This is a genomic window from Actinotalea lenta, from assembly GCF_030586465.1.
GTDB lineage: Bacteria > Actinomycetota > Actinomycetes > Actinomycetales > Cellulomonadaceae > Actinotalea > Actinotalea lenta.
The window spans coordinates 1,619,460-1,632,432 of sequence record NZ_JAUQYP010000001.1 but is presented as its reverse complement, the minus strand read 5'-3'; the positions used below and the strand labels follow the sequence as shown (position 1 = coordinate 1,632,432).

Here is a 12,973-nt window from a genome sequence, read left to right as displayed (position 1 = left end):
GTCAGGCGCGGGACCAGCGGGTCAGCTGGGTGACCTCGACGACGCGCTTGCGGGCGACGGCGAGGGTCGTCACGGCCAGGCCAGCCACGGTCCACAGCAGCAGGGACACCACCGTGCCCCCGATCCCGGCGCTGCTCTCGACCACGCCCCGCAGGCCGGCCAGCGCACTGCTGGTCGGGAGAGCCGAGGCGACGGCCGTGAGCAGGGACGGCGCCGTGGAGATCACCGCCGTCGCCAGCGCGATCACGGCGACCACCATGGAGATGAAGCGCCCCACCCCGCCCATGAGCGCGGCCAGCGCCTGGTTCAGGGCCGCGAACGCCACACCGGTGAGCATGGCCAGCGTGGTGAACGACGCCCACTCCCCCGGCGTCAGGTCCAGCGCGAACGCGACCACGGCCGTCAGCAGCCCGCCCTGCACCACGCCGATCACAGCCGCCGGGACGAACGCGTCCAGCGCCAACCGCACCGAGGCGCGCGTGGAGCCGAGCGCGTCGCGGCTCAGCGGCGCGAGGACCAGGAACGTCGCCAGCCCCCCCAGCCACAGAGCGACGGCCAGCAGGAACGGCACCGTGCTCGAGCCGAGCAGACTGCTGCTGCCACCGTCGACCTTGACCGGGTCGGCGACCACCTGGGCCAGCGACGTCGCCTCGCTGTCGGAGTAGGCCGGGATCTTCGCGACGGCCTGGTCCAGACCGTCGGCGAGGCTCTTCGCACCGCTCGCGACGCCGTCCGCGCCCGACGCGACCTGCGAGGCCCCGTCGGCCAACGAGCGCGCCCCATCTGCCGACTGGTACGCCCCGGCCGCCAGCTTCGACGCGCCCGCCGCGGACTGCGACGCCCCGGTGGCCAGCTTCGCCGCACCGGTCGCCGCCGAGTCGGCCCCGGACGCCAGCTGCTGGGCGCCCGCCGCGGACTGCGAGGCACCGTCGGCAAGCTGGTGCGCGCCTGCGGCGGACTGCGACAGCGCCCCGGCCAGCGTGCGCAGGCCGTCGGCGGAGGCCTGCGCCCCGGAGGCCAGGTCCTGCGCCCCGCCGGCCAGCTGCGTCAGGGTGGGGCCGAGCGGGGGCTGCGTCGGCGGGTTGCCCGTGGTGAAGGCGCCGTCCAGCTGCGCGAGCCCGGTCGCGAGCTGGTCGGCTGACGCGGTGACCGTCGGGTTGCCCAGGAAGGTGTCCTGGTCCCGCTGGGCCTGGATCGTGCCGATCAGCGCGGCGCAGTCGGCGGAGCTTCCGCCGGCACAGCTCTGGGCGAGGCCGTCCAGGGAGGTGAGCAGGTCCGTGATCCCGCTGGACAGCTGCGTCGCCCCGGTCGCCGAGGCGCCGAGCGAGTCGCTGATCCCACCGGTCCCGTTGACCGCGTCGGCCACCTGCTGCACGCCCGCGGCGAACTGCTGCGCACCGGGAACGGCGGCCGCGGCCTGGTCCGCGGACTGCGCCGTCTGCGCGGCGATCTGGTCGAGCCCGGAGGCGAGACCGGACGCACCCGACGACAGCTGCTGGACGCCCCCGGCCAGCGAGTCGGCTCCGCCGCCCACCTGCCGCACGCCCGTCGCGAGACTGGTCGCGCCGCTGGACAAGGACGCCAGCCCGGTGGAGAGGCTGCCGGCACCGTCGGCGAGCTGTCCGACCCCGTCGGCGAGCTTGCCCGACCCGTCGGCCACCCCGGACGCACCGGTGGAGAGCTGGCCGGCACCGTCGGCGAGCTTGGTCGCACCGTTGGCGGCGTCGCCAAGGTTCGAGTGCAGGGTGCCGAACGAGACCAGGACGTTGTCCAGGTAGCTCTGGGTGAGCTGCGTGCCCAGGGCTCCGGCGGCGGCCTGGGCGATGACCTGAGCGATCGTGCCGTCCAGCGGTCGCGCCTCGGGGCTGGTCCGGATCTGCAGCGTCGCGGTGGTCGCGCTGCTCGGCCCGTTGGCCGGCGACGTGGCCGCGGCCGAGAAGTCCTTCGGGATGGTCACGACCGCGCCGTACCGGCCGTCGGCCAGCCCGGCGGCGGCGTCGGACTGGTCGGACAGCACCCAGGTGAACGACGCTGGGTTGTTCGACCCGGCGACGTTCGGCGCACCGTCCGAGGACTGCTCCGCGTCGTTGCTCGACGCGCTCGTCGACGGGTCCGCTGTCCCCGACGCACTCGGGGTCGCCGACGCACCGGCGGTCCCCGTCGACACGTCGGGCCGGGCCTTGACCTCCACGGACGAGCCGGAGGTCGCGGCGTCGGCCGACGCCTGACCGGTGACCAGCGCGGCGGCGAGCTGGCGCCCCAGCGGCACGGTCTGCCCGTTCACGGTCACGGGCTCGTCGAGGTTCACGACCGCCGCGGTGATCTGGTCCAGCCGCTTGGTGGGGTCCCACAGCGCCCAGGTCAGCAGGCCACCGACCACCAGGGGGACCATGATCAGTCCGACGACCGTGAGCCACGTGGCGCGGCGCGGGAACCGGACGCGCTCGGCGCGCATCAGCCTCATCGGGACACCTCCAGCGTCCGGGAGACCACGAGCAGCTCGACGACGTGCTCGGGGTCGGGGATCAGGCCCTCGAGGGCGCGTGGCTCCAGGCAGGTGACCAGCAGCGTGGTCCCCCGTCCGTGCGCCTCGGCGAGGGCGTGTGCGACGGCGCGCCGGTACTGCGGGTCGGCCACGGCGTCCAGGTCGTCGATCGCGACGATCGGCGCACCGGTGTCCAGGGCCGCCCCGAGCTCGGCGACGGGATCGGTGGCGCGGGCCATCCGGGCGACGGCGACGCGGCCCCGGATGGACGCCGCGCGCACCGGCGCCACCAGGCCGTCCACCTTGAGCCGGCCGGCGTCGGCGTGCACCCGACCCGCCATGGTGAGCAGCAACGGCGTGCGCCCGCTGCGGTGGCCACCGCTGATGACGAGCGTGCCGCCGCGAGGCACCCGCGTGCTGACGTCCGCGTAGAACGGGCCGTCCGGGCCGTCCAGCCGCAGGCCCTCCGCGGCGACCGCGTCGGCGCTGCCGGGCTCGGGCCAGTCCGCCAGCGAGAGCTCGGCGGCCAGTCCTTCGCCCTCGACGTCGAAGTGCGGCAGCATGCGGTCGAGCCGGTGCGGGAACCGCCACGCGCGGTCGCCCAGCAGCTGCAGGACGGCCGGCACGAGCGTCATGCGCACCACGAACGCGTCGACGAACACGCCGATGGCGAGGCCGAGCGCGATCGGCTTGATGTTGACGTCGCCCTCCGGGACGAACGCGGCGAAGACGGAGAACATGATCGCCGCGGCGGCCGTGACCACCGTGGCCGAGTGCACGAAGCCCTCGCGCACGGCCCGGCGCGCGTCGCCGCCGTGCACGTACTCCTCCCGCATGCGGGAGACCAGGAACACCTCGTAGTCCATCGCGAGGCCGAACAGCACGCCCATGAGGACGATCGGCATGAAGCTGATGACCGGACCGGTCTTGTCCACCCCGATCAGGCTCGCGCCCCAGCCGTCCTGGAACACCAGCACGATGATCCCGAAGGACGTCCCCACGCTCAGCAGATAGCCCAGGGCAGCCTTGAGCGGCACCCACAGCGACCGGAACACCATCGCCAGGAGGACGAAGGACAGTCCGACCACGAACAGCCCGAACGGCAGCAAGGCGTGACCGAGCCGACTGGAGATGTCGATCGCGATGGCGGTGATGCCGGTGACGGCGATGTCCACGCCGTACTTGTCCTGCCACTCGTCGTGGTGGGAACGGATCTCGCGCACGAGGTCCGCGGTCTGGGTGGACTCGGGACCGCCTTCCGGGATCACCTGCACGATGCCGGTGTCCGCGGTCTGGTTGGGCGTGGCCAGCGGGACGGCGGCGACGCCCGGCAGCTTCTCGATCTCGGACTTCAGGTCGTTCATGAGGCCGACGGGGTCGGTGGAACCGATGATCGTCGTGGTGACGATGAGCCGGCCGTTCCAGCCCGGGCCGAAGTGCTTGCTGATCAGGTCGTAGGTGACGCGCGCCTCGCTGCCCTGGGGTTGCGAGCCGGCGTCGGGCAGCGCGAGGTTGAGCCGGGTGGCGGGCAGGGTGATGAGGCCCAGCACGGCGACCACCACGAGGATCGTGGCCAGCGGGACGCGGGTCGCGGTGCGCACCCAGCCGGCGAAGAACCGCCGGCCGTGCGGGGCACGGGGCGCGCCGTCGGCGCCGGGTCGCGCTCTGGGCCGCAGCCGTTCGCCCAGGAAGCCGAGAAGGGCGGGCGTCAGGGTCAGCGCGATGATCACGGCGACGCCCACCGCGCCCGCGCCTGCGACACCCATGACGGTGAGGAACGGGATGTTGGCGACGAACAGGCCGATGAGCGCGATCATCACGGTGAGCCCGGCGAACACCACGGCCGACCCCGCGGTCGCCAGGGCCCTGGCCGTCGACTCGGCCGGGTCCATGCCCGCGCGGAGCTGGTCGCGGTGCCGGGAGATGATGAACAGTGCGTAGTCGATGCCGACGGCGAGGCCGAGCATCAGCGCGAGCATCGGCGTGGTCGAGGAGATCGTCGCGAACGCGGTCGAGGTGAACACCACCGCGACGGACAGCCCGACGCCCAGCAGCGCCGTGAGGATGGGCAGGCCGGCGGCGACGAACGAGCCGAACGTGATGAGCAGCACGATCGCCGCGACGAGCAGGCCGACGCCTTCGGTGACGGACACACTGGGCACGTTTCGGCTGAACAGGTCGCCGCCGAGCGCGACGTCGGACCCGGCCGGTAGCGCGGACTTCAGGGTGTCGAGCTGCGCGCGCAGGTCGGAGCGGGTCTGGTCGCCCACGTTCTGCGACTGGCCCTGGATCTGCACGGTGATGACCGCGGCGGAGGTGTCGTCGGAGACCGCACCGGACACGCGACCGAACGGGTCGGCGACCGCCGCCACGTTGGGCACGCCGCCCAGCGCACTCACGGCGTTCTCGATCGGGGCCTTGATGGCCGGGTCGGTGACGCGCATGCCGTCCGGCGCGACCACGACGTACATCGCCGACGTGCCACTGACCTGAGGGAACGTGCGGCTCAGCTGGTCGAGCGCGTTGCCCGACTCGGTCCCGGGGATGGAGAAGGTGTTGTCGGTCCCCTTGCCGAGCAGGCCGGCGGAACCGGCCGCGAGCAGCACCAGCAGCAACCAGGCGAGGGCCACCCGTCCGTGCCGGAGGTAGGCCCAGCGACCCAGGCGGTAGAGCGTCGAGGACACAAGACTCCCCTGACGAAGAGACGACGGTGGATTGGATACACCGACGTATCCGATACACGAATGTATCCGCTAGTGTGAAGGCCTGCAAGCGCCGGAGGGAGGTCGCCATCGTGACGGAGCTGGACGCGCGACCGGACACGCCCAGGCGTGCGCGCACCCGCGAACGCCTGATGGACGCCGCGTTCGAGGTGTTCGGCGAGCAGGGGCTGGCGGCCACGAGCGTCGAGCAGATCGCCGAGCGGGCCGGTTTCACCCGGGGGGCGTTCTACTCGAACTTCTCCAGCAAGGAGGAGCTGCTGCTCGCCCTCATGGCCAGGGACAAGGACCAGTGGCTGACCTCGCTGAGCGAGCGCGTGGGCCGGCTGTTCCCGACCGGCGGCTCCGCGGTGACCGAGGACGAGATCGGCGCGGCCGTCGCCGGCCTGATCGCGGGCCCGTTCGAGCACCGCCAGTGGCTGCTGGTGCAGAACGAGTTCCGGCTCCTCGCGCTGCGCGACCCCGAGCTCGCGCGCGCGTACGCCGCGCACCGCGCGGGCCTCGAGGACTCGCTGGTGCACATCGTCGAGCAGGCGCTGGCTCGTGCGAGGCGCCGGCTGCGCATCGACGCCCGCTCGATGGTGCGGGTGGTGACCGCGCTGTACCAGGACACCCTGGAGCGGGCGATGCTCTCCGGCGAGGAAGGCGAGTCGCTGACCCCCGTGCACACGGAGCTGGCACGGCTGCTCGCCGCGATCACCGACCCCGGCTGAGGTCAGTCGCCCTGCTCGACCTCGGCCTCGATGGCCGTCGCCTCGGCCTGCTGCAGCCGCCCCTCGCGCGGTGCGGTCCCCGAGGGGTCGTGCCCGACGACCGCGGCCGTGCGGCGGCCGTCCCGCACGTGCACGACGGTGACGCTGGCGTTCGCCAGCGCCTGCCCGGACACGATCCCGGACATCGCGAGGTACACCATGAGCGTCATCCCGTGGCTGACCACCAGCACGTTCTCCCCCGGCCGGTGCCGGGTCTCGATGTCGGCGAAGACCGCCTGGACGCGTTCGAGGTAGACCTGGGCGGACTCACCGCCGGGGAAGCCGGGATAGGTGCCCTCCAGGACCTCGCGGAACAGCACCATCCAGTCGACGTGGTCGACGAGCTCGGACTCCGGCCGCTCCTCGTACACCCCGAAGTTGAACTCCCGGAGCCCGTCACGGGCCTCCGGCTCGAGACCGGGGTGGTACGCGAGGATCTCCGCCGACGTGGTCAGGGTGCGCTCCGACGGGCTGGTGTACGCCGCGTGCAGCTCGAGGGGCTCCAGGTTCCGGGCCGTCGCCCGCACGCCCGCGAGCCCGTCGTCCGTGAGGTCGGAGTCCGACCACCCCTGGATGCGGCGCTGGGCGTTGAACACGGTGCGGCCATGGCGCACCAGGTACAGCGTGAGCGCATCCGGGTCCGGGGCGAGGGCGTGGTCGAACGGGCCGGGCTGCACCTCGCCAGACTAGCCGCGGCGACGTCCCACGCGCCGTCGAGATGTCGACCTGGTGCACCGGACGTAGCGTCGGGACAACTGCTCGACCACCCCTGGGGGACCCGATGCCACGACTGTCCGACGCCCCGATCCGGCTCGCGTCCGGGGCGTTCATCCTCAACTCCGGGCTGACCAAGTGGTCGGCCGACGAGGCGACGGCCGAGCACCTGCACGGCCGGGCCGTGGGCGCCTACCCCTTCCTCGCGTCGCTGGACGCGCCCACGTTCGTGCGGGCGCTGTCCGTGGCGGAGATCACCGTCGGTTCGCTCCTGCTGTCCCCGCTGGTGCCGTCCCGGCTGGCGGGAGCGGCGCTGGCCGGGTTCTCCGGCGGGTTGCTGGGCCTGTACTGGCGCACGCCGGGGACCCACCGCGGGAGCACTGACCTGCGGCCGACGCCCCAGGGCGTCGCCCTGGCGAAGGACGTCTGGCTCGCGGGCATCGCGGGCACGCTGCTGCTCCGGCGCCGGCACAAGAAGTCCTGACCCGGCCCCTCCCGCACGTGTCAGGCGCGGTGCCGCAGCGCCGCTGCCGCTCCCGCGACGGCGGCCGTGCCCCACGCGACCAGCACGACCACCGACCGCAGCGGCATGTCGAACGTGTCGTGCGCGAGCCCGGACCGCACCAGCTGGGCCATCGGCTCGATGGGCAGCCACTCGTGCACGCCCTGCAGCCACTGCGGCATGCGCTCGGACGGATAGCTGACCGGGGAGAACAGCAGCACGATGAACACCAGCGCCTGGGTCACGAGCATCGCGACCTGCGGCGGCAGCAGGGAGGCCATCGCGTAGCCCACGGCCGCGGAGACCAGCGAGACGGCGAGCGCGCCGGGCACGAGCCACGGCGCGAGCGAGAGGTCCACGTGGAAGCGCAGCACCCCGGCCACGATCCCCAGCACCATCCCGGGCAGCGCGATGAGCGTCCACACGGTCAGGTCCGCGGCCAGGAACGCCCACCGCGGCACCGGCAGGGTGCGCATCCAGTCCAGCGACCCTTCGGTGCGGGCCTGGGCGACCATCTGCGGCGTCATCACGAGGCCCACGGTGATGAGCGTGATCGTGGGTGCGCCGGTGGCCAGGAACAGGGCCGTGGCCGGGTCAGGGTTCCCGACCAGCAGGCCGTAGCCGATCACGGTGGCGACGGCCATGAAGACCTGGACCACCACCAGCAGCGGGATGAACTGAGCCTGGCGTCGCAGCTGCCACTGGGCCAGCAGCAGCGTGGCCCGCAGCGCGCCCGCGGCGGGGCGGCTCATGGTGGCCAGGGCCGCCGGGGCGGGGGCCTGGGTCGTGACGCTCATCGGTGGTCCTCTCCCTCGTCGCCGGCCGGGGCGCCGACTGCTGCGGCGGTGCGCTCGGGGCCGACCAGCTGCACGTACACGTCCTCCAGTGATGCCGGTACGAGCGCGTAGCGCTCGAGATGCCCGGCCTCCACGTGGGCCTGCGCCCACGCGACGACCTCGGCGGCGTGGGTCGCGTCGACCTGGGCCACGGCCCGCTGACCCACGACGGCGACCTCGCCGAGCGACGTCGGGAAGTCCCGCCAGCCGTTGGCCAGGTCGAGCTCGACGGTCAGGGCACCCTGCACGTCGGCGGCGAGGTCGGCGGGCGTGCCGGCGGCGACCACCCGTCCCTGGTCGAGCACCGCGAGGTGGTCCACCACCCGCTCGGCCTCGCGCACGTTGTGCGTGACCAGCAGCACGGCGGCGCCGTCGTCGGCGAGCGTCCGGATGTGCGACCACAGCAGGCGACGGCGCACCGGGTCGACGTCGTTCGTCGGCTCGTCGAGCACCACGAGGCGGCCGGGGACCACGGTGGTCATCGCGAACGCGGTGAGCCGGGCGACGCCGCCGGAGACCTTCTGTGAAGGGGTGTCGGCCCAGGGCATCAGGTCCAGCGACTCGAGCAGCTCGGCGGTGCGGCCACGCACCTGGGCGCGGTCGCCGCCACGAATCCGGCCCACCAGCTCCACGGCGCGGCGCGGGGTGAGGCCGGTGATCGGCACGTTCGCCTGCGCCTGGACGCTGACCAGGGCGCGCGCGAGGTGCGGCTGGGCGACGGCGTCCACGCCGTCCACCATGATGCTGCCCTCGTCCGGCCGGACGATCCCGACCACCTGGTTGACCAGCGTGGTCTTCCCTGCGCCGTTGTGGCCGAGCAGCCCCACGACCGTGCCCGGAGCGACGTCCAGGTCGATCCCGTCGTTGGCCCGAGCACCATTGCGGCCGCGGTAGGTCTTGCGGAGCCCGCGGATGCTCAGCATGGCTTCCGCCATGGGTTCTCTCCTGTCTCTGCGATACCGGTTGGTATGTCATGGACAGTAGACCTGATGCGACTTGGTATGCAAGCGTCTGAGCGGCATCTCTTCCAGGCGCGTCCTCCTGCACAGCTAGGGGTGCGGCGCCGAGGGAGACGGTGCCACGACCGATTCGACAGTGAACCACTAGTACCCCTCGGTATCCGCATGGTAGTCTGCCCGGTATGGCAGATGACGAGAGTGTGGCCTCAGCGGCTCGAGCGCTCGCGGATGCGACCGCGGCGCTGACCAAGCTGCTCGGCCAGCAGATGGGCGCGGTGAGTGACGACGTGGGCCGGGCGGTGAGCCAGGGCCTGCGTGAGGCGTCGCGCGGCCTGGACCAGGCGTCGGAGAGCATCAGCGGGCACGCCCGCGCGGGCGACCGGCGCCGCGAGCGCGCCGAGGAGACCAGGACCGAGCTCCTGGACGCCGCGGCCCGGGTCATCGCGTCGCGGGGGTACGAGGGCGCATCGGTCGGCGACGTCGCGGGCGCCGCGGGCTACACCAAGGGCGCCGTCTACTCGAACTTCGGGTCCAAGGAGGACCTCTTCCGGGCGCTGGCCGAGCGGGAGCTCGCGGAGCACCGCGTGGCCCCGCGCCCGGGCGACGCGCCGGTGACCGCCGAGCAGGCGCTGCTGAACCTGGAGATCCTCGCGGCGATGAACCGCTCGAGCTCGCTTGGCGCGCTGCTCGCCGACGACTTCGCCAGGGCCGTGCGCGAGGCCACCGGCGCCGGCCCGGATCGCGAGCCCACGCAAGCCGAGCTCGACCGCGCGGTCGCCCACCTGGCCCTGACCACGATCGCCCCCCTGGTCGAGGTGGCCGACCCCACCACGGCAGGCGCCACCCACCGCCTCACAACCCCCTAACCCCCGGCCCCACCCCCAGTGATCAAGGAATCCCTGCCCACGAAGGGTGGTGATCAAGGAACTCATGCCCGCCCGCGTGTCCGTCGCCGAGCGCGACACGCACCGTGACGGGGCCACCGTGTGGTGCACCGCGCCTGGACGGGAATCCAGGAGACCGTCTCGTCGTTCTCTACTACGATCGACGTGCTCGATCGCCCGACCACAGGCCGTGGCGCTCGAGTGTTGACAACTGCACAGGGGGTGATCGGTTTCGACGATGGTCGTCGTTCCAGGAGAAGCGGGTCGAGGATGCACGGTCATCTCGTCAACGCTCCGTGCAAACCAATAGGTGCCAATTCCAACCGCACCGACTTCGCCCTCGCCGCCTGAGCGAGCTGCGTAGTCCGTCAGCCTGAGGTCGCTTCCGCCTCAGATCCTGGCGTCATCTAGGGAGCCAATGCTCGTAGTCCTGGTCATGGGGGCTGCGGGGACTCTCACGTGACTGGGCCCGTCAGCGACTTGTCTGCGTGATCGCTGGGGCCGAGAAAAGCACAGCAGACTGCACCCGGAGAAGGCCTGGTTCACTGCCGTCGGACGCGGGTTCGATTCCCGCCACCTCCACCCATGTGACCTGCGGAAACGCAGGACAAGTTGACAGGAAGGTAGTCATCCGTTGACACGGAGGGCTACCTTCTCTGTTTGTGGCGTCCATCCGCGAGCGTCGACGGGCCGACGGGACCCGGTCGTTCGCCGTGCTGTGGCGCGACCCGGAGACGGGCCGCCAGACGTCGCTGACCTACGACGACGAGCGCGAGGCTCGGGTCGCGAAGGAGCTCATCGAGGCCGCCGGCGGGCACGCCGCGGAGGCCGCGCGGATCGCCGAGGCCGTGCGCACGCCCGGGCCGACGGTCGAGTCCGCGATCGCCGAGCACATCGACCTGCTGACCGGCGTCGGGCCGGACACGCGCTCGCACTACCGCGGGCAGCTCACGCGGCACATCGCGCCGGTGCTGGGGCCCTACCCTGTCGCGGCGCTGACCTACCGGCACGTGGCCGGGTGGGTGCGCGCGATGGGCGACAAGGGCCTGTCCCCCAAGACGATCGCGAACGTGCACGGACTGCTGTCGGCGTCGATGTCGACCGCGATGAAGCTCGGGTACCGGACCGACAACCCCTGCGTCGGCGTCGAGCTGCCCAAGTCGGTGTCGACCCGCGACGAGATGACCGTGCTGACGCGCGACGAGTTCGCGCTGCTGCTGGCGAAGATCCCGGCGTTGTACCAGCCGCTGGTGCTGACGCTGGTGGCGACCGGGCTGCGCTGGGGCGAGGCCACGGCGCTGACGGCCGGGGACGTGGACCTGACGGCGCGGCCGGCGACGATCCGCGTGACGAAGGCGTGGAAGCGCGACGCCGACCGGCGGTGGTACGTCGGGCCGCCCAAGACGAAGCGGGCGCGACGGACGGTGTCGTTGCCGGATGATCTGGTCGACGTGCTGCTGCCGCTGGTCGCCGGCAAGGCGCCGGACGATCTGCTGTTCACCAACACCGTCGGGTCGCAGCTGTCGTCCTCGAGGTTCTGGACGACGACGTGGACGCCTGCGCTGGATGCGGCGTGCGACCCGCGTCAGCCTGACGGGAAGCCTGACGCAGACGCACCGAGGCTGACGAAGCGGCCGCGGGTGCACGATCTGAGGCACACGCATGCGTCGTGGATGATCGCTGCGGGGACGGATCTGTTCGTGCTCCAGCGGAGGCTGGGGCACGAGTCGATCACCACAACGACGGAGACGTACGCGCACCTGCTGCCGGATCAGCAGCGGGCGGCGGCGGAGGCGGCGGGGCGAGCCCTGGGCGGGCTTGCGACCCAGCCCAACGTCACCGGCGGCGGTGTTTCGCGGACGCTGTCGGCCAGGTAACGGGCGGTCAATCCGGCCACGGCAAGAAGGGCGAAGAGATGGCTGAAGATGATCGGTTGGCAGAGTGGATAGCCGCCACGACGCACTTGATCGCGGCCAACTACGACGAGAACCACGCCAAGGCAACTGACCCCGCCCGCGTCCAGCAGGTCGGGCACTCGGCGGAGACGGCCTGGAAGTCGACGCTCGAGGAGTGGCTGCCTCCGCAGTACGAGATCGGAACGCGAAAGTACATCCTGCCCGAGGTGGATACCGAGACGTATGACTACCGGGAGACCGATCTGATCGTGTTCCGTCCCGGCTATCCGACGACTCTTCGCGGGCGGGAGGAAGTCTTGGCTAGCGGAGTCCTCGCAGCGTTCTCCGTGAAGTTGACCCTCGACGCGGCGGGCCTCAGAGACGCAGTGGGTGAGGCCGCCCGAATCCGCCGTCACACAGCGCAGCGACTTGGCACGCCGCGCCGCGAGCTGACGCTGCCGTTCAGGTTCGGCGTCCTCGCTCACTCACATCGATTCGGGAACAAGCCGCACGCAGCGGTGACGCGGACGCTCGCAGAGGCTGACCAGTTGTCGTCGTCCCACCCGCGCGAGTCCCTGGATCTCGTCGCCGTCGCGGATCTCGGCGTGTGGTCGAAGTTGACTGGCGCCTACCACCCGGTGTTCGACGCTGCGTCAAGAACCTTCGCCCGCGAGTGGTACGTCTCAACAACCTTCGTTGAACATGCGACGCGCCACTCGCCGGAAGCACCGGACGGGTGGCCGCCCAAGAATGAACTCGATCCGATCGTCGTGTTCCTTGGGGCCTTGTACCAGCATCTCGCCATTGAGGACGAGTTCGCTGAACCATTCAGTAGCGGACTGATCGCGGCCGGCAAGACGGGACCCGGTTCGGGCCCGTCGCGGCAGTGGGCGCCGAAGGACGTCTTCCACGAGAGCACGCTCACGGATCTGCCTCGCAAGTTCGTGAACGGCCGAGGCGACCGTGAGTGGGCGATGGCGTTCTAGCCCTCGCCTGCAGACGACTTCGCCTCGCAGGTCCGGCCCGCGAGTCCACTGCGGGGCGCTCACCCCTGCCGTCCTCACACGGCGCGCCAGCTCCACGCGATCCGCCTGGGCCCACAAAGCTCCAGCCCGCCGCGTGCACGCAGGCACCAAGCTTCACCCGGCGAGCCGACGCGTCCAACGGACGCCCATGAGTATTTTGGTCTGGCGAGGGAGCCGCAGGCGGGGGCATCAGTGAGTGCG

General features: G+C 71.9%; 10 protein-coding genes and 1 other RNA gene. 6 read left to right on the top strand and 5 right to left on the bottom strand.

Annotated elements, in window-relative coordinates:
* Position 1: 1 nt before the first annotated feature.
* Positions 2-2,464: a YhgE/Pip domain-containing protein gene (locus Q6348_RS07680; protein ID WP_304600712.1), complete on the bottom strand. Its 2,463-nt coding sequence runs from the start codon at positions 2,462-2,464 to the stop codon at positions 2-4.
* Positions 2,461-5,169 (bottom strand): MMPL family transporter, encoded by a 2,709-nt coding sequence (locus Q6348_RS07675; protein WP_304600711.1) that lies wholly within the window; start codon positions 5,167-5,169, stop codon positions 2,461-2,463. Before Q6348_RS07675 ends, Q6348_RS07680 begins: the two co-directional genes overlap by 4 nt.
* 110 nt (positions 5,170-5,279) lie before the next feature.
* On the opposite strand from Q6348_RS07675, the gene Q6348_RS07670 reads away from it, so the two are divergent.
* Complete coding sequence (locus Q6348_RS07670) at positions 5,280-5,918, top strand: TetR/AcrR family transcriptional regulator (RefSeq protein ID WP_304600709.1); 639 nt, start codon at positions 5,280-5,282, stop codon at positions 5,916-5,918.
* A gap of 2 nt (positions 5,919-5,920) precedes the next feature.
* On the opposite strand, the gene Q6348_RS07665 is transcribed toward Q6348_RS07670, so the two are convergent.
* Positions 5,921-6,634, bottom strand: coding sequence for a histidine phosphatase family protein (locus tag Q6348_RS07665; RefSeq protein ID WP_304600708.1), 714 nt, complete (start codon positions 6,632-6,634; stop codon positions 5,921-5,923).
* A gap of 104 nt (positions 6,635-6,738) precedes the next feature.
* On the opposite strand from Q6348_RS07665, the gene Q6348_RS07660 reads away from it, so the two are divergent.
* Positions 6,739-7,155 carry a hypothetical protein gene (locus Q6348_RS07660; protein WP_304600707.1) on the top strand — a complete coding sequence of 139 codons (417 nt, stop codon included), beginning with the start codon at positions 6,739-6,741 and terminating at the stop codon, positions 7,153-7,155.
* 20 nt (positions 7,156-7,175) lie between these two features.
* Here the strand turns inward: Q6348_RS07660 and Q6348_RS07655 are convergent, their stop codons facing one another.
* Complete coding sequence (locus tag Q6348_RS07655) at positions 7,176-7,970, bottom strand: ABC transporter permease (RefSeq protein WP_304600706.1); 795 nt, start codon at positions 7,968-7,970, stop codon at positions 7,176-7,178.
* Entirely contained in the window at positions 7,967-8,944 is a 978-nt protein-coding gene (locus Q6348_RS07650) for an ABC transporter ATP-binding protein (protein WP_304600705.1), read from the bottom strand. Before Q6348_RS07650 ends, Q6348_RS07655 begins: the two co-directional genes overlap by 4 nt.
* Positions 8,945-9,150: 206 nt before the next feature.
* On the opposite strand from Q6348_RS07650, the gene Q6348_RS07645 reads away from it, so the two are divergent.
* The 4 genes from Q6348_RS07645 (at position 9,151) to Q6348_RS07630 (ending at position 12,733) form a co-directional block, all read left to right on the top strand.
* Positions 9,151-9,834 carry a TetR/AcrR family transcriptional regulator gene (locus Q6348_RS07645; protein WP_304600704.1) on the top strand — a complete coding sequence of 228 codons (684 nt, stop codon included), beginning with the start codon at positions 9,151-9,153 and terminating at the stop codon, positions 9,832-9,834.
* Positions 9,835-10,070: 236 nt separating this feature from the next.
* Positions 10,071-10,437, top strand: a transfer-messenger RNA (tmRNA) gene (gene ssrA / locus Q6348_RS07640).
* A 77-nt stretch (positions 10,438-10,514) separates the two neighbouring features.
* Positions 10,515-11,729: a tyrosine-type recombinase/integrase gene (locus Q6348_RS07635; protein ID WP_304600703.1), complete on the top strand. Its 1,215-nt coding sequence runs from the start codon at positions 10,515-10,517 to the stop codon at positions 11,727-11,729.
* A 38-nt stretch (positions 11,730-11,767) separates the two neighbouring features.
* Complete coding sequence (locus Q6348_RS07630; RefSeq protein ID WP_304600702.1) at positions 11,768-12,733, top strand: DUF6602 domain-containing protein; 966 nt, start codon at positions 11,768-11,770, stop codon at positions 12,731-12,733.
* Positions 12,734-12,973 lie beyond the last annotated feature (240 nt).